General features: G+C 60.8%; 18 protein-coding genes. 15 read left to right on the top strand and 3 right to left on the bottom strand.

Annotated features, from left to right (window positions below; genetic code table 11):
• Positions 1 to 33: 33 nt before the first annotated feature.
• Complete coding sequence (locus HBO19_RS24935; RefSeq protein ID WP_169955062.1) at positions 34 to 351, top strand: Rieske (2Fe-2S) protein; 318 nt, start codon at positions 34 to 36, stop codon at positions 349 to 351.
• Here the strand turns inward: HBO19_RS24935 and sfsA are convergent.
• A complete protein-coding gene (gene sfsA, locus HBO19_RS24940; RefSeq protein ID WP_170058502.1) occupies positions 348 to 1,061 on the bottom strand; it encodes a DNA/RNA nuclease SfsA in 714 nt (237 codons plus the stop codon). The two genes, HBO19_RS24935 and sfsA, sit on opposite strands and share 4 nt — an antisense overlap.
• Positions 1,061 to 2,233 carry a pyridoxal phosphate-dependent aminotransferase gene (locus HBO19_RS24945; protein ID WP_170058503.1) on the bottom strand — a complete coding sequence of 391 codons (1,173 nt, stop codon included), beginning with the start codon at positions 2,231 to 2,233 and terminating at the stop codon, positions 1,061 to 1,063. The genes sfsA and HBO19_RS24945 overlap by 1 nt, the downstream gene beginning before the upstream one ends.
• Before the next feature lie 319 nt (positions 2,234 to 2,552).
• On the opposite strand from HBO19_RS24945, the gene dksA reads away from it, so the two are divergent.
• From dksA to HBO19_RS25015, 14 genes are all read left to right on the top strand, one after another.
• Positions 2,553 to 2,987, top strand: coding sequence for an RNA polymerase-binding protein DksA (dksA, locus tag HBO19_RS24950; protein ID WP_029298940.1), 435 nt, complete (start codon positions 2,553 to 2,555; stop codon positions 2,985 to 2,987).
• Positions 2,988 to 3,071: 84 nt separating this feature from the next.
• Complete coding sequence (gene gluQRS / locus HBO19_RS24955; protein ID WP_170058504.1) at positions 3,072 to 3,959, top strand: tRNA glutamyl-Q(34) synthetase GluQRS; 888 nt, start codon at positions 3,072 to 3,074, stop codon at positions 3,957 to 3,959.
• Between the two features lie 62 nt (positions 3,960 to 4,021).
• Positions 4,022 to 4,198, top strand: coding sequence for a hypothetical protein (locus HBO19_RS24960; protein WP_003176118.1), 177 nt, complete (start codon positions 4,022 to 4,024; stop codon positions 4,196 to 4,198).
• Positions 4,182 to 7,136, top strand: a complete 2,955-nt coding sequence (locus HBO19_RS24965; RefSeq protein ID WP_169955066.1) for a sensor histidine kinase — start codon at positions 4,182 to 4,184, stop codon at positions 7,134 to 7,136. Before HBO19_RS24960 ends, HBO19_RS24965 begins: the two co-directional genes overlap by 17 nt.
• A 22-nt stretch (positions 7,137 to 7,158) precedes the next feature.
• Complete coding sequence (locus HBO19_RS24970; RefSeq protein ID WP_029298946.1) at positions 7,159 to 8,586, top strand: sigma-54 dependent transcriptional regulator; 1,428 nt, start codon at positions 7,159 to 7,161, stop codon at positions 8,584 to 8,586.
• 712 nt (positions 8,587 to 9,298) lie between these two features.
• Positions 9,299 to 10,696: a polynucleotide adenylyltransferase PcnB gene (locus tag HBO19_RS24975; RefSeq protein WP_169955068.1), complete on the top strand. Its 1,398-nt coding sequence runs from the start codon at positions 9,299 to 9,301 to the stop codon at positions 10,694 to 10,696.
• A 5-nt stretch (positions 10,697 to 10,701) separates the two neighbouring features.
• Positions 10,702 to 11,190, top strand: a complete 489-nt coding sequence (folK, locus tag HBO19_RS24980; RefSeq protein ID WP_170058505.1) for a 2-amino-4-hydroxy-6-hydroxymethyldihydropteridine diphosphokinase — start codon at positions 10,702 to 10,704, stop codon at positions 11,188 to 11,190.
• A 350-nt stretch (positions 11,191 to 11,540) separates the two neighbouring features.
• Positions 11,541 to 12,341 carry a 3-methyl-2-oxobutanoate hydroxymethyltransferase gene (panB, locus tag HBO19_RS24985; protein ID WP_169955070.1) on the top strand — a complete coding sequence of 267 codons (801 nt, stop codon included), beginning with the start codon at positions 11,541 to 11,543 and terminating at the stop codon, positions 12,339 to 12,341.
• On the top strand, positions 12,338 to 13,192 hold the full coding sequence (gene panC / locus HBO19_RS24990) for a pantoate--beta-alanine ligase (RefSeq protein ID WP_170058506.1): 855 nt from the start codon (positions 12,338 to 12,340) through the stop codon (positions 13,190 to 13,192). Before panB ends, panC begins: the two co-directional genes overlap by 4 nt.
• 354 nt (positions 13,193 to 13,546) lie before the next feature.
• On the top strand, positions 13,547 to 15,211 hold the full coding sequence (gene pgi / locus HBO19_RS24995) for a glucose-6-phosphate isomerase (protein WP_169955072.1): 1,665 nt from the start codon (positions 13,547 to 13,549) through the stop codon (positions 15,209 to 15,211).
• A 122-nt stretch (positions 15,212 to 15,333) separates the two neighbouring features.
• A complete protein-coding gene (gene acs / locus HBO19_RS25000) occupies positions 15,334 to 17,271 on the top strand; it encodes an acetate--CoA ligase (RefSeq protein WP_170058507.1) in 1,938 nt (645 codons plus the stop codon).
• 16 nt (positions 17,272 to 17,287) lie between these two features.
• Entirely contained in the window at positions 17,288 to 18,157 is an 870-nt protein-coding gene (locus HBO19_RS25005) for an oxygenase MpaB family protein (RefSeq protein ID WP_169955074.1), read from the top strand.
• Between the two features lie 126 nt (positions 18,158 to 18,283).
• On the top strand, positions 18,284 to 19,300 hold the full coding sequence (locus HBO19_RS25010) for a class I SAM-dependent methyltransferase (RefSeq protein WP_170058508.1): 1,017 nt from the start codon (positions 18,284 to 18,286) through the stop codon (positions 19,298 to 19,300).
• Positions 19,301 to 19,407: 107 nt separating this feature from the next.
• Complete coding sequence (locus HBO19_RS25015; protein WP_170058509.1) at positions 19,408 to 22,341, top strand: DUF748 domain-containing protein; 2,934 nt, start codon at positions 19,408 to 19,410, stop codon at positions 22,339 to 22,341.
• Between the two features lie 289 nt (positions 22,342 to 22,630).
• Here the strand turns inward: HBO19_RS25015 and HBO19_RS25020 are convergent, their stop codons facing one another.
• On the bottom strand, positions 22,631 to 23,251 hold the full coding sequence (locus HBO19_RS25020) for a BON domain-containing protein (protein WP_029298967.1): 621 nt from the start codon (positions 23,249 to 23,251) through the stop codon (positions 22,631 to 22,633).
• Positions 23,252 to 23,495: the final 244 nt, after the last annotated feature.

Consider the following 23,495-nt stretch of genomic DNA (forward strand, 5'->3'; position numbering starts at 1 on the left):
ACAGCCCTTGACCCGCGCCACCTGAGAACACCTATGAAGTTTCTGTGCTCCTCCCACGAACTGGCCCCAGACAGCAGCCGCGGCTTCGATATCGATGGCCGCAAGTTATTGGCCGTGCGCCGCGAAGGCCGAGTGTATTTCTATATCAACCGCTGCCCCCATCGCGGCGTACCACTGGAATGGCAACCTGACCGGTTTCTCGACCCCAGCGCGAGCATGATCCAATGCGCCACCCACGGCGCGTTATTTCTGATCGAAAGCGGCGAATGCGTGGCCGGCCCCTGCGCAGGCCAAAGCCTGACGCCTCTGCCCGGCCGCGAAGACGCACAGGGGCTATGGGTGCAACTCTAGTCGTTGAGCAGCACGGGCAAAGGGCGATCAATGCAGATTTCCTGTGCACTGACATTCACGCCATAGGCCAGGACCTGCACCCCAGCGGACTTGGCTTCACGCAGTGCAGCGGCATACCCGGGATCGATCTCCTCGGCCGGCCTTACGCCATCGATGCCGGACACATTCACACAGTACAACTGCACGGCTCGTACACCGTTACGGGCCAAGTGCGCCAACTCCCTCAAATGCTTGGCACCACGTTGGGTCACTGCATCGGGAAACGCCGCGATTGGCGTGCCGTCAAACCCCAGGGTGACACTTTTGACTTCGACATAGGCCGCGCCGTCGGGGTAGTCCAGGCGAAAGTCGATCCGGCTTTTCTCCTGGCCGTAGGGCACTTCACGCTTTAACGCGGTAAAGCCGTTGAGCTCAGTGATCACCCCAGCATTCAACGCCTCTTCAACCAACGGGTTGGCTCGCGCGGTGTTGACGCACGCCAGGCGGCCCTGTGGGGTCTGCGCGATCTCCCAGGTGCCCGGCAGCTTGCGCTTGGGGTCGTTGGAGCGGCTGAACCAGACCGGCCCGCCCTCGATCATGCAGTTGAACATTGAGCCGGTGTTGGGGCAGTGAATGGTCAGCAACTCGCCGGTAACGGTTTCGATATCGGCCAGAAAACGCTTGTAGCGGCGAATCAGCCGACCTTCTTCGAGGGGAGGATGAAAGCGCATCAGCCTTGCCAGCTCCGCAAGCCACGGGCAATGCGTTCCACTGCTTCCTGTAGGCGATCGAGGTTTTGTGTGTAGGCAAAACGCACATGATGACCCGCCTTGAAGCGACCGAAATCCAACCCTGGCGTGAATGCCACGTGCTCGGTTTCAAGAAAGTGCCGGCAAAACGCGAAGGCATCGCCACCAAAGGCGCTGATATCGGCATACAGGTAAAACGCCCCCTCAGGCTCGACTGCGATACCGAACCCCAGCTCACGCAGGGCCGGCAGCAAAAAGTCACGCCGGCGCCCGAACTCGGCCCGTCGTTCTTCAAGGATCTCCAGGGTCTGCGGGGTAAAACAGGCCAATGCCGCATGCTGGGCCATGCTCGGTGCGCTGATGTACAGGTTTTGCGCCAGCTTCTCCAGCTCACCCACCGCAGCGGGGGGCGCCACCAGCCAGCCGAGGCGCCAACCGGTCATGCCGAAATACTTTGAAAAACTGTTTAGGACAAACGCCTCGTCATCCACTTCCAGGACGCTGGCCGCGTCAGTGCCATAGGTCAGGCCGTGATAGATCTCATCCACCACCAGATGGCCATTGCGGGCCTTGATCGCCCCGGACAAGCCGGCCAGTTCATCACGGGTCAGAATGGTCCCGGTCGGGTTGGCCGGCGAGGCGACCAACGCCCCCACGCTGTCCTGGTCCCAATAGCGCTCCACCAGGTCGGCGGTCAGCTGGTAACGCACCTCGGGGCCGACCGGCACCAGTTGCGCCGCGCCCTCCACCAGTCGTAGGAAATGCCGGTTACAGGGGTAGCCTGGGTCCGCGAGCAACCAATGTTTGCCGGGATCCACCAGCAGGCTGCTGGCCAGGAGCAAGGCCCCGGAGCCGCCCGGTGTGATCAGGATGCGTTCGGGGTCGATGCTCAAGCCATAACGCAGCTGGTAGAAACCACTGATGGCCTCGCGCAGTTCCGGCAGGCCACGGGCGGCGGTGTAGCGGGTCTTGCCGTTGGCCAGTGCGGCCTGGCCGGCCTGGATGATCGGCTCGGCGGTGGTGAAGTCCGGCTCGCCGATCTCCAGGTGAATCACATCATGGCCAGCGGCCTGCAGCTCATTGGCCCGCGCCAGCAACGCCATGACATGAAAAGGTTCGATAGCACGACTGCGAGCACTGTAGGGCTGAGCCATTAGCCTTCCTTAACAATGAGGACAAAATCGGGATTCTACCGAACCCGCGAGGTAAAACATGTTCTATTGCCTGCCCGGCTGGCGTGATGAGCCGGGCAAGCGCCTGCAAAAAGACTAAAATCATCATTCCAGACGGTGTATGCCCGGCCACGGCGGGTCGCAGCAGTTTGCAACCCCGGCGCGACGGGCCTCGACAACCGGGAGTGGCGCACCCCGAATCTATCTGGTAAGTTCGCCCGCTTGCAGCCGCAGGGCCGGCAGGTGTCGGTGATGTTGCAATCCTGCGCAATGGATTAGAAGAGTGAGAGGCGGTCTATTCATGTCCACCCAAGCAAAGCAACAGAGCATCAGCGGCTTCGAACCCTACATCGAGACGAAGGGTGAGGAGTACATGGGCGAGCCCATGCGCAAGCACTTCACCAAGATCCTGCAAAAATGGAAACAGGACTTGATGCAGGAGGTCGACCGTACCGTTGACCATATGAAGGACGAAGCAGCCAACTTCCCTGACCCGGCCGACCGTGCCAGCCAGGAAGAAGAGTTCAGCCTTGAACTGCGCGCCCGTGATCGCGAGCGCAAGCTGATCAAGAAAATCGACAAGACGTTGCAACTGATCGAAGACGAAGAATATGGCTGGTGCGAATCCTGCGGCGTCGAGATTGGTATTCGTCGCCTGGAAGCCCGTCCTACTGCAGACATGTGCGTAGACTGCAAGACCTTAGCCGAAATCAAGGAAAAACAGGTCGGCAAGTAATCCCTGCCGGGCTGGACGAATGGGGCGTGCAAACGCCCCATTTTTGTTTCTGGAGTTTGGCGGTTTTCCAGTAATATCCTGGCCATGACAGCCTCTCCCTATATCGGGCGTTTCGCCCCCACGCCCAGCGGCCATTTGCACTTCGGCTCCCTGGTTGCAGCCCTCGCTTCCTATCTCGACGCCCGCGCCAATCAAGGCCGCTGGCTGATGCGCATGGAAGACCTCGACCCACCCCGTGAAGAGCCGGGCGCCCAGGCGGCGATCCTGCATGCCCTGGAAAGCTATGGTTTTGAATGGGACGGCGAACTGGTCCGACAAAGCGAGCGGCATGATGCCTACGCCAAAGTCCTGAACGATATGTTCAACCATGGCCTGGCCTACGCCTGCACCTGTTCACGCAAGCAACTGGAACCGTATAACGGCATTTACCCAGGCCTCTGCCGCAACGCCGGCCACGACCAGCAGGATGCCGCCATTCGCCTACGGGCTCCCGAGTTGGAATACCATTTTACTGACCGTGTACAGGGCGAGTTCCGACAACACCTGGGCCGCGATGTCGGCGACTTCATCATCCGCCGTCGCGACGGCCTGTATGCCTACCAACTGGCCGTGGTGCTCGACGATGCCTGGCAAGGTGTCACCGATATCGTGCGCGGCGCCGACCTGCTGGACTCCACGCCACGCCAGCTGTACCTGCAAGAGCTGCTGGGCCTGCGCCAGCCGCGCTACCTGCATGTGCCGCTGATCATCCAGCCGGACGGCAACAAGCTGGGCAAATCCTACCGCTCCCCACCGCTGATCCCCGACCAGGCCGCACCTTTGCTCTTAAGGGCCCTGCGCGCCCTCGGCCAGGTGCCGGGGGATGAGCTGCTCTACGCCAGCCCACGGGAACTGCTCGATTGGGGCATCCAGCACTGGGATGCCAGCCGGATCCCGCGCACACTGACCCTGGCCGAAGCGCAATTGCGCTGAAGGCGCTTGCAGCCTGCCAGCCATCCGTTAACATCGCCGCAGTTTTTCAATCAGAGGCCAACATGTACATCTATCGATTGGTCCTGCTGCTGGTCGTCGGGATCTACCTGTTTTCTCCCGCCATCATGGACTGGTGGATCGACGCCACGGGCGCCTGGTATCGCCCCTATCTGCTGTGGCTGATCCTGATCGTCGTGACCTTCATCCTGCAGAGCCAAAAAGATGCCGATGAGCTTTAGCCTGACCCAGATGCTGCTGATCAGCGCCGCCTACCTGGCCGCGCTGTTCGGGGTGGCCTGGATCAGTGAGCGCGGGATGATCCCGCGGGCGATCATTCGCCACCCGTTGACCTACACCTTATCCCTGGGCGTCTATGCCAGCGCCTGGGCGTTCTATGGCACGGTGGGCCTGGCCTACCAATACGGTTATGGGTTTCTTTCCAGCTACCTCGGGGTGTCCGGGGCCTTCCTGCTGGCGCCGGTGCTGCTGTACCCGATCCTGAAAATCACCCGCACCTACCAACTGTCGTCGCTGGCCGACCTGTTTGCCTTCCGCTTTCGCAGCACCTGGGCCGGCGCGCTGACCACGATTTTCATGCTGATCGGCGTGCTGCCGCTACTGGCCCTGCAAATCCAGGCCGTGGCCGATTCCATCGGCATTCTCACCCATGAGCCGGTACAGCATCGGGTGGCCCTGAGCTTTTGTGCGCTGATCACTTTGTTCACGATTTTTTTCGGCTCGCGGCATATCGCCACCCGGGAAAAGCACGAAGGCCTGGTGTTTGCAATTGCCTTCGAGTCGGTGATCAAGCTGATCGCCATCGGTGGCGTCGGCCTCTATGCACTGTACGGCGTGTTCGACGGTCCGCAACAACTGGAGCTGTGGCTGCTGCAAAACCAGACCGCCCTCGCCGCCCTGCACACTCCGCTGCAAGAAGGCCCATGGCGCACGCTGTTGCTGGTGTTCTTTGCCTCCGCCATCGTCATGCCGCACATGTACCACATGACCTTTACCGAGAACCTCAACCCGCGCTCGCTGGTCAGCGCCAGTTGGGGCCTGCCGCTGTTCCTGTTGCTGATGAGCCTGGCAGTGCCGCTGATCCTCTGGGCCGGCCTGAAACTGGGGGCCACCACCAACCCGGAATACTTCACCCTGGGTATCGGCATCGCCGCCAACAGTAAATCCCTGGCCTTGCTGGCCTATGTCGGCGGTTTGTCGGCGGCCAGCGGCTTGATCATTGTCACCACCCTGGCGCTGTCGGGCATGGCCCTCAACCACCTGGTGCTGCCGCTGTACCAGCCGCCCGCCGAAGGCAATATCTACCGCTGGCTGAAATGGACACGCCGGGCGCTGATCGTAGCGATCATCATGGCCGGCTATGGTTTCTACCTGTTGATGGCGGCCGAGCAAGACCTGGCCAACCTGGGCATTGTGGCCTTCGTCGCCACCTTGCAGTTCTTGCCGGGGGTTTTGTCGGTGCTGTACTGGCCGACAGCCAATCGGCGTGGGTTTATCGCCGGGTTGCTGGCGGGGATCCTGGTATGGCTGGTGACCATGCTGCTGCCGCTGGTCGGTAATCTGCAGGGTTTCTATATCCCGCTGCTGAACATGATCTACGTGCTCGACGACACCAGTTGGCACATGGCAGCGATCGCCTCGCTGGCGGCCAACGTGCTGATGTTCACCCTGATTTCCCTGTTCACCAACGCCAGCCCCGAAGAAACCAGCGCCGCCGAGGCATGCGCGGTGGATAACGTGCGCCGTCCGCAACGCCGCGAACTGCATGCCGCCTCGCCCCAGGAGTTTGCCACGCAACTGGCCAAGCCCCTGGGTGCCAAGGCCGCGCAAAAGGAAGTGGAGCAGGCGCTGCGCGATCTGTACCTGCCGTTCGACGAGCGCCGTCCCTACGCCCTGCGCCGCCTGCGTGACCGCATCGAGGCCAACCTTTCCGGGTTGATGGGCCCCAGCGTGTCCCAGGACATGGTCGAGACCTTCCTGCCGTACAAGGCCGGCGGCGAGAACTATGTCACCGAAGACATCCACTTTATCGAGAGCCGGCTGGAGGACTACCACTCGCGCCTCACCGGCCTTGCCGCCGAACTCGACGCCCTACGCCGCTACCACCGCCAGACCTTGCAGGAACTGCCCATGGGCGTGTGCTCCCTGGCCAAGGACCAGGAGATCCTGATGTGGAACAAGGCCATGGAGGAGCTGACCGGCATCGCCGCCCAGCGCGTGGTGGGCTCGCGCCTGACCACCATCGCCGATCCGTGGAAAGAATTGTTGCAAGGGTTTATCAACCTGCCAGACGAGCACTTGCACAAACAGCACCTGGCCCTCGACGGCCAGACCCGCTGGCTGAACCTGCACAAGGCAGCGATCGACGAGCCCCTGGCCCCCGGTAACAGCGGCCTGGTGTTGCTGGTCGAAGACCTGACCGAAACCCAGATGCTCGAAGACAAGCTGGTGCACTCCGAGCGCCTGGCCAGTATCGGCCGCCTGGCGGCCGGCGTGGCCCACGAGATCGGCAATCCGATCACCGGTATCGCGTGCCTGGCGCAGAACCTGCGCGAGGAGCGCGAGGAAGACGACGAAATCACCGAGATCAGCGGGCAGATCCTCGAGCAGACCAAACGTGTCTCACGCATCGTGCAATCGCTGATGAGCTTTGCCCACGCCGGCGGCCACCAGAATCATGACGAAGCGGTGTGCCTGGCTGAAGTCGCCCAGGATGCCATTGGGCTGCTGGCCTTGAACCGGCGCAATTTCGAAGTACAGTTCTATAACTTGTGCGACCCGGAACACTGGGTGGTGGGCGACTCACAACGCCTGGCCCAGGTGCTGATCAACCTGCTGTCCAACGCCCGCGACGCGACCCCCGCCGGCAGTGCGGTAAGGGTCAAGAGCGAGGCTTTCGAGCACACGGTCGATCTGATCGTCGAAGACGAAGGCAGCGGTATTCCACAGAACATCATGGACCGATTGTTCGAACCCTTCTTCACCACCAAGGATCCGGGTGAAGGTACCGGTCTGGGCCTTGCACTGGTCTATTCCATCGTTGAAGAGCATTATGGACAAATCACCATCGACAGCCCGGCTGACACCGAAAGCCAACGCGGCACCCGTATTCGGGTGACCTTGCCGCGTCATGTCGAAGCGACGTCCGCTGTGAACTGAGACCGTCGAGAGAATTGAATCAATGCCGCACATTTTGATCGTCGAAGACGAAACCATTATCCGCTCTGCCTTGCGTCGCCTGCTTGAACGTAATCAGTACCAGGTCAGCGAAGCCGGCTCGGTGCAGGAAGCCCAGGAGCGTTTCAGCATTCCCACATTCGACCTGATCGTCAGTGACCTGCGCCTGCCCGGCGCACCGGGCACCGAGTTGATCAAGCTGGGCCAGGGCACGCCGGTGCTGATCATGACCAGCTATGCCAGCCTGCGCTCGGCCGTCGACTCGATGAAGATGGGCGCGGTGGACTACATCGCCAAGCCTTTCGACCACGACGAGATGCTCCAGGCGGTGGCGCGTATCCTGCGTGACCGCCAGTCGGCCAGCAGCGCACCGGCGGAACGGCCGGCCGGCAAGGCCGCCAGCGACAAACCCGGCGTCGACAACAGCAATGGCGAAATTGGCATCATCGGCTCCTGCCCACCCATGCAGGACCTGTACGTCAAGATCCGCAAGGTGGCGCCCACTGACTCCAATGTCCTGATCCAGGGCGAGTCCGGTACCGGCAAGGAACTGGTGGCCCGCGCCCTGCACAACCTGTCCAAGCGCGCCAAGGCCCCGATGATCTCGGTGAACTGTGCAGCGATCCCCGAATCCTTGATCGAATCCGAACTGTTCGGCCACGAAAAAGGGGCCTTTACCGGCGCCAGCGCCGGACGCGCAGGCTTGGTAGAAGCGGCGGACGGCGGCACGCTGTTCCTCGACGAAATCGGTGAACTGCCCCTGGAAGCCCAGGCCCGCCTGCTGCGTGTGCTGCAGGAAGGCGAGATTCGCCGGGTTGGCTCGGTACAGTCGCAAAAAGTCGACGTGCGCCTGATCGCCGCGACTCACCGTGACCTGAAAAGCCTGGCGAAAATCGGCCAGTTCCGTGAAGACCTCTATTACCGCCTGCACGTGATTGCCCTCAAGTTGCCGGCCCTGCGCGAACGCGGCGCCGACGTCAACGAGATCGCCAATGCGTTCCTGCTGCGCCAGAGCGCGCGGGTCAACCGTACCGACCTGACGTTTGCGGCCGACGCCGAACAGGCCATCCGCCACTATTCGTGGCCAGGTAACGTGCGCGAGCTGGAAAACGCCGTGGAGCGCGCAGTGATTCTCTCGGAGAGCCCGCAGATCTCCGCTGAGCTGCTGGGCATCGATATCGAACTGAGCGACCTGGACGATGACGACTTCATTGGCCTGGCACCACAACAGGGCGGCAGTAACACCAGCCACGAGCCCACAGAAGACTTGTCCCTGGAGGACTACTTCCAGCACTTCGTCCTGGAGCACCAGGACCATATGACCGAGACCGAGCTGGCGCGCAAACTGGGCGTCAGCCGCAAGTGCCTGTGGGAGCGGCGCCAGCGCCTGGGCATTCCACGGCGCAAGACCGGGGTTGCCAGTGAAAGCTGAGATCAACTCACATTGGGTAACACCCCAAACGTGAAAAAACTGTTACCTCAGATATTCACGTAACAAAAAGCCGGGGCTTACGGTAACGAAGCCCCGGCTTTTTTTCGCCCGCCAAACACCCATGAACCGGTCAAACCCCTGATTTTGCTGGGGCTCGCAAAAGTTGGCACGCACCCTGCTATATGCTTAGTACAAGAACAATAAAAAGCACCGTACACACACAATAAAAATAAGACGAATCGACTCACGCACAATAAAAACAACACGGCGGAGGCGCAGCTAACTGATTCTTTTGGAGAGGCGTTGCATTTGGGGCTTGCCCCGCAACCAGGCCGAGAACAACAAAAACTGCCCTAAGGCAGAGCCTGAACTGGTTGGATCATTGATCATAGCAACACAGCGACCAAAGCAATCCGTTTGCTCTTGACTCCCGATTGGGAGTGTCATGAAGGTGAAATGTCATGGCGAGGGCGATCAACAAAAACAAGAAGCCCGAAATCAATAATAAAAATAGAGCACGCAACTACTTTCTGGGGGAGCTTCGGCTCCCCTTGTAGTTTCTGCGATTTGAGCGCCACGCCGGCTTTTTTAAGCATCTGGCTCAACGCTTGCAGCTAGTTCCTACACCATCCCCTGACTAAATGCTAGAATCCCGGCCCATCATGCGGTCATTCTTCGTTATGGCCGAACATTCCTTCAAACAGTGCATCCCATGCTGAAGAAGTTGTTCCAGTCATTCCGTTCCCCCTTGCGTCGTACGCAACACATTCGCAGCACGCCTGAAGTGCTCAACAGCAATCAACATTCGCTGCAGCGCGCCCAGTTCAGCCGTTATGCGGTGAACATCGTCGAACGCCTGCAGAACGCCGGCTACCAGGCCTACCTGGTCGGCGGTTGCGTGCGCGACATGTTGCTCAACATCACCCCCAAGGATTTCGACGTCGCCACCAGCGCCACGCCTGAACAAGTGCGTGCCGAGTTTCGCAACGCGCGGATCATCGGCCGGCGCTTCAAATTGGTGCATATCCACTTTGGTCGCGAAATCATCGAAGTTGCGACATTCCGCGCGGGCCACCCGCAAAACGATGAAGAGGAAGACAGCAACCAGTCTTCCCGCAACGAAAGCGGACGCATCCTACGGGACAATGTGTACGGCACCCTGGAAGAAGACGCGCAACGCCGCGACTTCACCATCAATGCCCTCTATTACGATCCAGTCAGCGAGCGCATCCTCGATTACGCCAACGGCGTGCACGATATTCGCAATCACCTGATTCGCCTGATCGGCGACCCCACGCAGCGCTATCAGGAAGACCCGGTGCGCATGCTGCGGGCCGTGCGTTTTGCCGCCAAGCTGAACTTCGGCATTGAGAAACATACAGCCGCGCCGATTCGCGAACTGGCACCGATGCTGCGGGAAATTCCCTCGGCGCGCCTGTTCGAGGAAGTGCTCAAGCTGTTCCTTTCCGGGCATGCCGCCGACACGTTCGAAATGCTGGTGGACCTGCAGTTGTTCGACCCATTGTTCCCGGCCAGCGCCGATGCACTGGAGCACAACCCGACGTACACCCACACGCTGATCAGTGAAGCGTTGATCAACACCGACCTGCGGATCAAACAGAACAAACCGGTGACCCCGGCGTTCCTGTTTGCCGCCCTGCTCTGGCCGGCGCTGCCCGCCCGGGTACTGCGCCTGCAGAACCGTGGCATGCCGCCGATTCCGGCAATGCAGGAAGCTGCGCACGAACTGATCGCCGAACAGTGCCAGCGCATCGCGATCCCCAAGCGCTTCACCATGCCGATCCGCGAGATCTGGGACATGCAGGAACGCCTGCCACGTCGCAGTGGCAAACGCGCCGACCTGCTGCTGGACAACCCGCGCTTCCGTGCCGGCTACGACTTCCTGCTGCTGCGCGAAAGCGCCGGCGAACAGACCGATGGCCTGGGCGAATGGTGGACCGACTATCAGGACGCCAATGACAGCGAACGTCGCGAGATGATTCGTGAACTGAGCAGCAAAGGCGAAACCACGGGCGAGGGGCCGAAAAAGCGCCGCCGCAGCAGTGGCAGCAAGCGCAAGCGCAGTGCCGCCGATACCTCGGGCGAATAAGCACGGTGGAACGGATCTACATCGGCATGGGCAGCAACCTCGCTGCCCCGCAGCAGCAATTGCGCAACGCCATCGAGGCGTTGGCGCAGTTGCCGAACACCACACTCGTCGGTGTTTCTGCCTTCTATCAAAGCGATTCCCTGCTTCCTGGCCAGCCGCGCTACACCAACGCGGTGGCGGCGCTGGACAGCACCCTCGCGCCACTGGATCTGCTGGATGCGCTGCAAGCCATCGAGAACGACCAGGGCCGCGAACGCCTTGAACGCTGGGGCCCACGCACGCTGGACCTGGATATCCTGCTGTTTGGCGATCGCCTGATTGATGAGCCGCGCCTCAAGGTGCCGCACTATCAAATGCATCTGCGCGCGTTTGTGCTGTATCCACTTGCCGAACTGGCGCCTGCCACTTTGCAACTGCCTGACGGCCGTCTACTCAGTGATCTGCTCGCCGGATGCCCGTTCGTCGGCCTGGAACGCCTGCCTCAATCCCTGTAGGAGCTGGCTTGCCTGCGATGGCATCACCGCAGTCTGCCTGACACTCCGCGGTGATGCCATCGCAGGCAAGCCAGCTCCTACATTGATCCTCAGCGCCAGCCAAAAAGCATTACAGCCTGCTGAATCGCATCAGTAACAGCGGTAACACCTACCTCGTAACAATGCGGTAACACATCCAATTGACTTCCAGAGTCCTCCTCACGACTATAGGCGTCCCGCTGCCGCCAACCCGGCGCTGAAGGGCGCAATCCAGGCCTTATAAGCACTGCTCTGAAGAAAGTGCGCCTGTATAAACGAAGACTCACGCGCGTTACTCGCTGTTTCCAAGCGCCTGAACGAGGACCCTTTTCATGCCAGACATTACCCTGACCACCTTGCAGAGCCTCAAACTCAAGGGTGAAAAAATCGCCATGCTGACCTGCTATGACGCCACCTTCGCCCAGGCCTGCTGCCAGGCCGGCGTCGAGGTGTTACTGGTGGGCGACTCCCTGGGCATGGTTCTTCAAGGGAATGACAGCACCCTCCCGGTCACCACCGATGAACTCGCCTACCACACCGCCAGCGTCAAGCGCGGCAACGAGGGTGCGTTCATCATCGCCGATCTGCCGTTCATGGCGTACGCAACGCTTGAGCAGACCTTCCAGAATGCCGGCAAGCTGATGCAGGCCGGGGCACATATGATCAAGGTGGAAGGTGCCGTATGGCTCGCCGAGTCGATCCGCCTGCTGGCCGAACGCGGCGTGCCGGTGTGTGCGCACATGGGCCTGACACCGCAGTCGGTGAATATCCTCGGTGGCTACAAGGTCCAGGGTCGCAATGAAGCCCAGGCGCGGCAGATGCGCGCCGATGCCATCGCCCTTGAGCAGGCCGGCGCGGCAATGATCCTGCTCGAATGCGTGCCAAGCGAACTGGCCGCAGAAATCACCCAGGCGGTGAAAATCCCGGTCATCGGTATTGGCGCCGGCAGCGCTACCGACGGCCAGGTCTTGGTGTTGCACGATATGCTCGGCCTGAACCTCACCGGCCGCGCACCTAAGTTCGTGAAGAACTTCATGGCGGGCCAGGACAGCATCCACGCCGCGCTGGGTGCCTATGTCGCCGAAGTCAAAGCCGTCACCTTCCCAGGCACCGAACACGGATTCTCTGCATGAACACCGTAAAAACCCTGCGCGAACTGCGGGCCGCGGTCACTCACGCGCGCAGCGCCGGTAAGCGCATCGGCTTCGTGCCAACCATGGGCAACCTGCATGCGGGCCACGCCACGCTGGTGACCCGCGCCGCCGAGCAAGCCGACTTCGTGGTGGCGAGCATTTTCGTCAACCCGCTGCAGTTTGGCGCCGGCGAAGACCTGGACAAGTACCCGCGCACCCTCGCCGCCGACCAGGAAAAGCTGCTGGTGGCGGGCTGCAACCTGCTGTTCGCACCCACGGTCGACGAAATGTACCCAGGCGGCATGACCGTGCAGACCCGGGTCAGCGTGCCACAACTGTCTGAAGGCCTGTGCGGCGCCAGCCGTCCGGGGCACTTCGAGGGTGTGGCGACGGTGGTGAGCAAGTTGTTCAACATGGTCCAGCCTGACCTGGCGGTGTTCGGGCAAAAGGACTACCAGCAACTGGCGGTGATCCGCGCCATGGTGCGCGACCTGAACATGCCGATCCAGATCATTGGCGAACCCACCGTGCGCGCCGAGGACGGCCTGGCGCTGTCCTCGCGCAACGGTTACCTGACGCAAGAGCAGCGCGCCATCGCCCCGGTGCTGTTCCGCAGCCTTAGTCATATCGCCACTGCCATTGAGAATGGCGACCGCGACTTCGCCAAGCTGCGGGCCGAGCAGGTCCAACACATCGAGGCCGCCGGCCTGCGCATAGACTACCTGGAAGTTCGCCAGGGCCAGCATCTGCGCCCGGCAACCGCCGAGGATCGTGATGTGGTGATCCTGGTCGCCGCGTACCTAGGCGCGACCCGGTTGATCGACAACCTGCACCTCAACCTCAGCGTTTAAGCCTGGCAATATCCTCATGTGGGGGCGGGCTTGTCGGGTCGCCGCATCGCCGCGATGGCGGACTGTCAGTCGATGTAGTTGTCGCTGACCCACCACCATCGCGGGCAAGCCCGCTCCCACATTCGGTTTGTAGCGCCTCCCAGGCCCCAGTATAAAAAAGTACCGGCCTGTACGCAGACAAAGCCAAGACATATCGACACGCTAGGTTTAATGTAATCGCCCGACGCTAGTGTTGGCGTTGACGCATTCGACCGGAACCCGCCGTTTCTCAGTGCCTGCTTGATAAAAGTCGGACGTTCCGGACATTCAAGTGTCCCAAAAGTAGTCCCAGTAATAAAAAGGAAACCCGCAGCGATGGCGTATTACCGCACTCCTCATGACGTTACCGCTCTGCCCGCCTGGCAAGCGCTCAATCAACACCGCCAAGCCATGCAGGATTTCAGCATGCGCGAAGCGTTCAATGCCGATCCCCAGCGCTTTGGCCAGTTCACCTTGAGCAGCTGCGGACTGTTCCTCGACTACTCGAAAAACCTGATTACGTCTGAAACCCGCGACCTGCTGGTGGGCCTGGCCAACGAAGTCGACCTCAAGGGCGCAATCAAGGCGCTGTTCGACGGCGAGCCGGTCAACTCTTCGGAAGGGCGCCCGGCGCTGCATACCGCATTGCGCCGTCCGGTGGGCGACAAGCTGTCGGTCAACGGCACCAATATCATGCCCGACGTGCACAAGGTGCTGAACCAGATCACCGACCTGGTAGGCCGCATCCACGACGGCCTGTGGCGCGGCTACACCGAGAAGCCGATCACTGACGTGGTCAACATCGGCATCGGTGGTTCGTTCCTCGGCCCGGAGCTAGTCTCTGAAGCACTGTTGTCCTACGCCCATAAAGGCGTGCGCTGCCACTACCTGGCGAATATCGACGGCAGTGAGTTCCACGAACTGACCCAGAAGCTGCGCGCCGAGACCACGCTGTTTATTGTCTCGTCGAAGTCCTTCAACACCCTGGAAACCCTGAAAAACGCCCAGGCCGCCCGCGCCTGGTACCTGGCCCAGGGCGGCTCCGAAGCCGAGCTGTATCGCCACTTCATCGCCGTGTCGAGCAACAACGCGGCAGCCGTGGCCTTCGGTATCCGTGAAGAGAACATCTTCCCGATGTGGGACTGGGTCGGCGGCCGTTACTCGCTGTGGTCGGCCATCGGCTTGCCGATCGCCCTGGCCATTGGCATGTCCAACTTCAAGGAACTGCTGTCGGGTGCCTACACCATGGACCAGCACTTCCAGACCGCGCCGTTCGAGGCAAACATGCCGGTGCTGCTGGGCCTGCTGGGTGTGTGGTACGGCAACTTCTGGGGCGCACAGAGCCACGCGATCCTGCCGTACGACCACTACCTGCGTAACATCACCAAGCACTTGCAACAGTTGGACATGGAATCCAACGGCAAGAGCGTACGCCAGGACGGCACGCCGGTTTCCACCGATACCGGCCCGGTTATCTGGGGCGGCGTGGGCTGCAACGGCCAGCACGCGTACCACCAGTTGCTGCACCAGGGCACCCAGTTGATCCCGGCCGACTTCATTGTGCCGATCGTCAGCTTCAACCCGGTCTCCGACCATCACCAGTGGCTGTATGCCAACTGCCTGTCCCAGAGCCAAGCTTTGATGCTCGGCAAGACCCGCAGCGAAGCCGAAGCCGAGCTGCGTGACAAAGGCATGGCCGAAGACGAAGTGCAAAAACTGGCCCCACACAAAGTGATCCCGGGCAACCGCCCGAGCAACACCCTGGTGGTCGAGCGGATCAGCCCGCGTCGCCTGGGCGCACTGGTGGCAATGTATGAACACAAGGTGTTCGTGCAGAGCGTTATCTGGGGCATCAACGCCTTTGACCAATGGGGCGTGGAGCTGGGCAAGGAACTGGGCAAGGGCGTCTACAACCGCCTGACAGGCGCCGAGGAAACCTTGGCCGACGATGCCTCGACCCAGGGCTTGATCAACTACTTCCGTGGTCGTCACCGCGGTTGATGTGATCGGCACTACAATCAGGGATTGAACCTGCACAAGCGCCCCCTGTGGGAGCTGGCTTGCCAGCCCCCACAGGGACCAGCCTTGAACTCTTGTATCTATAACAAGAAGAGGGATCCCTAATGTTCGATATCAGCCAGTTTCCCCATGCCGATGCCGTGCGCCGGGCTGCGCAACTCAGTCAAGAGGACTACCAGCGCCTCTATCGGCAATCCATCGAACACCCCGATACTTTCTGGGCCGAACAGGCCAAGGCGCTGCTCGACTGGATCACGCCCTGGCAAACCGTCCAACACTGCGATATCCACACCGGCGCCGCACAGTGGTTTGCCGGCGGCCAGTTGAACGTCAGCTACAACTGCATTGATCGGCACCTGGCGCAACGTGCCGATCAGCCGGCCTTTATCTGGGAAGGCGACGATCCTGCAAAATCGTCCAAAATCACCTACCGCCAACTTCATCAAAACGTCATCCGCCTGGCCAATGTGCTGAAAAGCCGTGGCGTGAAGAAAGGCGACCGGGTGTGTATCTACATGCCGATGATTCCGCAGGCCGCCTACGCAATGCTGGCCTGCACGCGAATTGGCGCGGTGCACTCGGTGGTGTTTGGCGGGTTCTCACCGGATGCCCTGCGCGATCGCATTCTGGATGCCGACTGCCGCACGGTAATCACTGCCGACGAAGGTGTACGCGGCGGCAAGCCGGTGGCACTGAAACAGAATGTCGATAAAGCCCTGGCCAGTTGTCCGAATGTCACGACGGTGCTGGTGGTAGCGCGTACCGGCGCCGCAGTGGCCTGGACCGAGGGGCGCGACCTCAAGTATCAACAGGCGGTGGACGCGGCCAGCGGCGAATGCCCGCCCGAGCCGATGGGCGCCGAAGACCCGCTGTTTATTCTTTATACCTCCGGCAGTACCGGCAAGCCCAAGGGCGTGCTGCACACCACCGGCGGCTATCTGCTGCAAGCGGCAATGACCTTCAAGTACGTGCTCGACTACCGCGAGGGCGAAGTGTTCTGGTGCACCGCCGACGTCGGCTGGGTCACGGGCCATAGCTATATCGTGTACGGGCCACTGGCCAACGGTGCCACCTCCCTGATGTTCGAGGGCGTGCCGAGTTACCCGGACAGCTCGCGCTTCTGGCAAGTGATCGACAAACATCAGGTGAATATTTTCTACACCGCGCCCACCGCCCTGCGGGCCTTGATGCGTGAGGGCCATGGCCCGCTGGAGAACACGTCCAGGGCCAGCCTGAGATTGCTCGGCAGTGTCGGCGAGCCGATCAACCCGGAAGCCTGGGAATGGTATTTCAATGCCGTCGGCGAGCAGCGCTGCCCGATTGTCGATACGTGGTGGCAGACCGAGACCGGCGCCATCATGCTCAGCCCGCTGGTCAGCGCCCAGCGCATCAAGCCTGGCTGCGCGACTCAGCCGATGTTTGGGGTGCAGCCGGTCTTGCTCGACGAGCAGGGCAAGGAAATCAGCGGCGCCGGCAGTGGCGTCCTGGCGATCAAAGCCAGCTGGCCGGGGCAGATCCGCAGTGTGTATGGCGACCCGCAGCGGATGATCGACACCTATTTCAAGCCTTACCCCGGCTACTACTTTACCGGCGACGGCGCGCGGCGCGATGAGGATGGCGACTACTGGATCACCGGGCGCATCGATGACGTGATCAACGTCTCCGGCCATCGCATCGGCACCGCCGAGGTGGAAAGCGCGCTGGTGCTGCACGACAAAGTGGCCGAAGCCGCCGTCGTCGGCTATCCCCATGACCTCAAGGGCCAGGGCATCTATGCGTTTGTCACGCCGATGAATGGCGTCGAGCCCAGCGACGAACTGAAAAAACACCTGCTGGACCTGGTCAGCAAGGAAATCGGGAGTTTCGCCAAGCCCGAGCTGATCCAATGGGCGCCAGCCTTGCCCAAAACCCGCTCAGGCAAGATCATGCGGCGTATCCTGCGCAAGATCGCCTGCAACGAGCTCGACAGCCTGGGCGATACCTCGACCCTGGCCGATCCGAGCGTGGTCGACGGCTTGATCGACAAGCGCCTGAACCGATAGGAACCCTCAAGCCACCATGGAATTTCTGCGCAACCGTATCGAATCCCAGTTGATGAGCCTCACGGGCCTGTCCCTGGGCAACCTGGACCTGGAAAGCCCCAAGGGCGATCCGGGGCTGTTCGGGCCGGACTCGGTGAGCTGGAAGGTCCATGGTGACTTCAGCAGCATGCTGATCGGCGGCATCAGCGCCTTGATGTTGCAAGCGCTGCATCCCTTGGCGCTGGCCGGCGTGTGGGACCATTCCAACTTTCGCCAGGACATGCTCGGGCGCTTGCGCCGTACGTCGCAGTTTATTTCCGGCACCACCTTTGGCTCGCGCCGCGATGCCGAGTGGCTGATCGAAAAAGTGCGCACCATCCACCTGCAGGTGGTCGGGCACGCGCCGGATGGGCGTCCCTATGCCGCCAGTGATCCGCAATTGCTGACCTGGGTCCACGTCGCCGAAGTCAGCAGCTTTCTGGCGGCGCACCTGCGCTACAAAAACCCGGGGTTATCACTTCGGGACCAGGACCGCTACTACAGCGAGATAGCCCTGGTCGCCGAACAACTGGGGGCTCGGCATGTGCCGCGTTCAAGGCAGGAAATATCTGATTATCTGCAACGTATTCGCCCACAACTGTTGTGTGACGAACGCAGCCGCGAAGTACTGCGCCTGTTGCTCGATGCCCCGGCTCCCAGCGCGTTGGCCAAGCCGTTCGGGGCGCTGATGATGCAAGCCGGCATCGACCTGCTGCCGGACTGGGCGGGTGACATGCTGGGGCAGCAGCAAAGCCCGCTGCAACGCCAGTTGATCCGCGCCGGGGTCAGGCGTAGCGCGCCGCTGCTACGCTGGGCGATGCGCAATGGCTCGGTGCAACGCGCCCACAGGCGGATGGGCCTGCTGTAACGACACACCCTGTGGGAGCTGGCTTGCCAGCGATAGCGATTCCTGCTCCACCGCCATCGCTGGCAAGCCGGCGCCCACAGGAGCTGTTAAACTTGCGCGCTTCAATTCCCCAGCAAGGCGCGCTCCATGTCGTCCCTGAATCAGGCGCTGCGCGCCGCCCTCGATCACCGCCAAGACCTGCTCGCCGAGCTGCATGCCCAAGGCACCGATTGCTATCGGTTGTTCCATGGCAGCCAGGAAGGTGCCGGTGGCTTGACCATCGACCGCTACGGCCCGCAATTGATGGTGCAGAGCTTTCACCAATCGCTAGATAGCGATGCGCTGCTGCAGTTGCACCTGATGATCAACCAGTACCTGGGGCTGGAACTGCTGCTGGTCTATAACGACCGCTCCCGAGGCAACTCGCGTATCGACCGCGAAGACACGGTGTACCGCGCCGAACCCGCAGCCCTGGAAGACCTGGTCGGCCATGAATGGGGCCTGAACTATCGCGTGCGCGGTCGCCACTCCGGGCAGGATCCGCTGCTGTTCCTGGACCTGCGCAACACCCGCGGCTGGGTCAAGGCGCACAGTGCCGGCAAAAGCGTGCTGAACCTATTTGCCTACACCTGCGGCGTCGGCCTCAGCGCAGCGGCCGGTGGGGCCCGTGAGGTGTGCAACCTGGACTTTGCCGAGGGCAACCTGGCGGTCGGTCGCGAAAACGGCGAGTTGAACCCGCAACTGCCAGCCATGACGTTTGTACAGTCCGATTACTTCCCGGCAATCCGCCAGTTGGCCGGGCTGCCGATCACCCAGCGTCGCGGGCAAAAACTGCCAAGCTACCCACGCCTGGAGCAACGGCAATATGACCTGGTGCTGCTCGACCCACCGGCGTGGGCCAAGAGCGCCTTTGGCACCGTGGACCTGCTGCGCGACTACCAAAGCCTGCTCAAGCCCGCACTGCTGGCCACCGCAGACAATGGCGTGCTGATCTGCTGCAACAACCTGGCAAAAGTCAGCATGGATGATTGGCGCGAGCAGGTCTTGCGTTGCGCTGAAAAGGCCGGCAGGCCGGTACGCGACTGGAAAGTGATGACGCCCGGCGCTGACTTTCCCTCACAAGACCAGCAGCCTCCTCTGAAGACCCTGATCCTGCAGCTGTAGGATTGCCCTGAAAGGCCTGGACTGGCGTAATAAAGGCTCGGTTCTTCGGAACCGTAAACCCGTGCCATACTCCAAGGCACTCTTGATCGACATAGATGGCGTCACCCATGCCCAAAGGATTGATTCGCGCCGCAGGCGCCTTGCTGACCGCCCTTGCACTCTACAGCTTGCTGGGCTTTTTGATTTTGCCCGGTATTGCGCTTCGCGTGGCCAACCAACAGTTGGCCAACTACGCCACCGTGCCGGCCCGTATCGAGCGTATCGAACTCAACCCGTTCAGCCTGGAGCTAACCCTCTGGGGCCTGAAAATCGGTGAGCCGGGCAAGGAACAGGTGGGCTTTGATCGCCTCTACGCCAACCTGCAGATCGACAGCCTCTGGACTCGCGCCCTGCACTTGGCCGATGTGCAATTGGACAAGCCGAAGACCGAAATCCTCTTCGACAAAGCCGGTGCGCTCAACCTGGCGCAATTGTTCAAGTTGCCGCCGAGCGAACCGACGCCCGATGACCCCGAGAGCAAACCGTTCCCGCTGCGCATCGAGCGCATCAAGCTGGCGGGCGGCTACGTGCACTTCGAAGATGTGCGCCCCAGCGAACCTATCGAGTTTCTCTACGACAAACTCGACTTCGAACTGAAAAACCTCAGCACCCTGCCCGAAGACAACGCCGACATGACCCTGGTCGCCGCCGGCCCCGAGGGTGGGCAGATCGACTGGACCGGTAATTTCAGCCTGGTGCCGATCGCCTCCGAGGGTAAGCTCAAGGTCACGGATGGCAAGATGAAAGTCTGGTGGCCCTATGTACGGGACGCCGTGCCTCTGGTCCTGGAAGACGGCATCCTCAACTTCAGCACCGACTACAAGCTGAACCTGGCCAAAGAAACCGAACTGAACCTGACCAACGTCTCCGCGAGCATCGCACCCTTTGCGATCAAGGCCCCGGATGGCCGGCCACTGGCGCGCCTGGAGCGCCTGGATGTCAGCGAAACCTCGATCGACCTGGCCAAGCAGCAAGTGATCGTGGGCAAGATCCGCAGTAACAAGCTCGAAACCTGGGCCGCCCGCGAAGCCGACGGCCAACTGGACTGGCAGAAACTGTTCGCCAGCCAGCCGAGCAAGCCGGCCACCCAGCCTGAGCCAGCAAGCGCTCCCGCCACGGCCGACTCGCCAAAACCCGAACCGACAGCACCGAGCAAGCCTTGGCAAGTGCTGCTCAAGGATGTGCAACTGCGCAACTACCAGGTGCATCTGGCTGATCGCCAGGTAAAACCTGCGGTAGCACTGGAGCTGGGCCCGCTGAATGTCGATGTACAAGATTTCGACAGCCTCAATCAAAGCCCCTTCACGCTGAAGATCGACAGTGGCCTGGGCAAGCAGGGCAAGATCCAGGCGAGCGGCCAGGTCAACCTGAACCCGGTCAGCGCCAAGCTGAAGGTCGACACCAAGGATATCGACCTGCGGGTTGCCCAGTCCTATATCAGCCCCTTTATCCGCCTGGAACTGCGTAGCGGCATGCTCGGCAGCAACCTGGACGTGAACCTCAAGAGTACCGAGCCCCTTGCGCTGCAGATCACCGGCCGCGCGCAAGTGGACCAACTGCACACCCTCGATACTCTCAAGACCCGTGACTTCCTCAAGTGGCAGCGCCTGGTGGTCGAGGGCTTGAACTACCAGCACGGCAACAGCCTGTCGATCGACAAGATCAACCTGCTGCAACCCTATGCGCGTTTTATGATCAACGATGACCGCACCACCAACGTCGATGACCTGCTGATCCCACAGCCGGCCGACAGCGGTGCCAAATCGACGGCCAAATCCAGCGCGAGCAACGAGAAGCCCCTGGGCATCCGTATCGGCCAGATCGCGATCAATGATGGCTCGGCCAACTTTGCCGACTTCAGCCTGACACCGAACTTCGCCACGGCGATCCAGCAACTCAATGGCCAAATCGGCACCATCGACAGCCGCCAGGCCAAGCCGGCCAGCGTCGATATCAAGGGCAAGGTCGATCGCTATGCGCCGGTAACCATCAAGGGCAGCGTGAACCCGTTTGACCCGATGGCCGCACTGGATATCGCCACCAGCTTCAAACGCGTCGAACTGACCACCCTGACACCTTACTCGGGCAAGTTCGCCGGGTTCCGTATCCGCAAGGGCCGGCTCAACCTGGACCTGCACTACGTGATCACCAAAGGCCAGTTGAAGGCCGAGAACAAGGTAGTGGTGGAGCAACTGCAACTGGGCGAGAAAGTCGACAGTGCGGACGCGGTGGACCTGCCGATTCGCCTGGCGATTGCCCTGCTCAAGGACACCGACGGCAAGATTTCCATCGAATTGCCGGTGACCGGCGACTTGAACAACCCACAATTCAGCGTGATGCCGATTGTCTGGCAAACCCTGCGCAACCTGGTGGTACGCGCGGCGACGGCGCCGTTCAAGTTCATTGGCGGGCTGGTGACGGGTGGTGGCGCGCAGGATCTTGGCAACGTGTCGTTCGCCGCAGGCTCCAGCGCCCTGAACAAGGACGCCGAGTCGGCCCTGGACAGCCTCGCCAAGGCCCTCAAGGAGCGCCCTGCCCTGCGCCTGGAGATCGAAGGCACCGCGGCAGCCAGCAGTGACGGCCCGTTCTTGGCTGCCGAGCGGCTTGAGCGCGAGTATCAGTACAACTACTACAAGATACTCCAGCGCCGTGGCGATAAAGTCCCGGCCCAGGCATCGTTGCTCGAAGTACCGGAAAAGGAAAAAGCCCCGCTGCTCGAAGGCATCTACCGCACTCGCTTGAAGCAACAGCCACCGGCCGAGTGGAAAAACCTGGGTAGCGATGAGCGCTCGTCGAAGCTGCGTGACGGCGTGATCAAGTTCTGGAGCGCCAGTGACGTGCTGCTACGCCAACTGGGCCAGGACCGCGCCAGCACGATCAAAGACTATCTGGTCGACAAGGGCCAGCTGGAAGATGACCGGGTGTACTTCATTGATGCCAACCTTGGGCAGGCAGAGAAAGATGGCCGGGTTGTTACGCCAATGCACCTGGATGCCGAGTAACTACCGGGCACCATAAGTGCAAAGTGTGGGGGCTGGCTTGCCTGCGATGGCGGTGGGTCAGCCAGCCTGCTTACTACTGATACGCCGTCATCGCAGGCAAGCCAGCTCCCACATTTGATCTCCAAAATCGGCAAATATGTATTCCCCGCCACAATAAAACGGGCCCCGACACAAGTGCCGGGGCCCGTAGTGACCACATCCCTGTGGTCGGTCGCATGAACCTGTAAGGTGCATTGAGCGGATATCTGCCTCGCTCGTGGCCGCCTGGGTCCAGTCGAATGGTTACGCGTTACTCTGCTTTCAGGCCGTCGGCCGATACAGCTTTAACGCCTTTGATTTTCTTGGTGATATTCACCGCAGTAGTTTTCTGCGCTTCAGTCACAGCGACCGAAGAGGACAGGGAAACCACGCCCTTGTTGGTTTCGACTTTAATGTCGGTACCAGGAATGCCTTTCTCGGTTACCAGGTCAGCTTTCACTTTGGTAGTGATCCAGGTATCCGAAGTGGACTCTTTGGCGCCTGCTGCTGCGCTTTTGGTTTTGTCGATGTTGTCTGCCTTGGTGGCGCCGCCAGCCAGCAGGCCGTCAGCAGAAACCGCGGTTACACCTTTGATTTTCTTGGTGATCGCTACAGCGGTTGCTTTCTGCGAATCCGAAATGGCTACAGTCGACGACAGGGAAACCACACCTTTGTTGGTTTCAACCTTGATGTCCGAACCAGGAATACCTTTTTCAGTCAGCAGATCAGATTTAACTTTGGTGGTGATCCAAGTATCCGAAACGCTTTCTTTCGCTTTGGTGGCTTCACCAGCCGCCAGAGTCATTGGAGCTTGGGAAGTTTGGGCAAAGGCCACGTTAGCACCCATGGCCAGGGTCAGAGCGGTAGCAGTAGCGAGAGCGAACTTCTTCATACGAGTAACTCCTGTTTTATTGAAAGTCTGCAGTGTGTGAACCTTCATACTGCAGCGTTAACAGGAATAGTGCAGACAGTGTGCCAAGTCCAAAAATTTAAATAAACCCATATGAATCAATAGCTTATATAAATGCTGTTTTTTCGAAATCGTGCAACTTGCATGAAGCCCGTCGTGCCTGCATGCAAGTTGCGGCTTTTGTCCTGGGCTAAACGGCTGATTTACCTTCACTTTCCCGCAGTCC

Source organism: Pseudomonas sp. WS 5021 (genome assembly GCF_012985535.1).
Lineage (GTDB): Bacteria > Pseudomonadota > Gammaproteobacteria > Pseudomonadales > Pseudomonadaceae > Aquipseudomonas.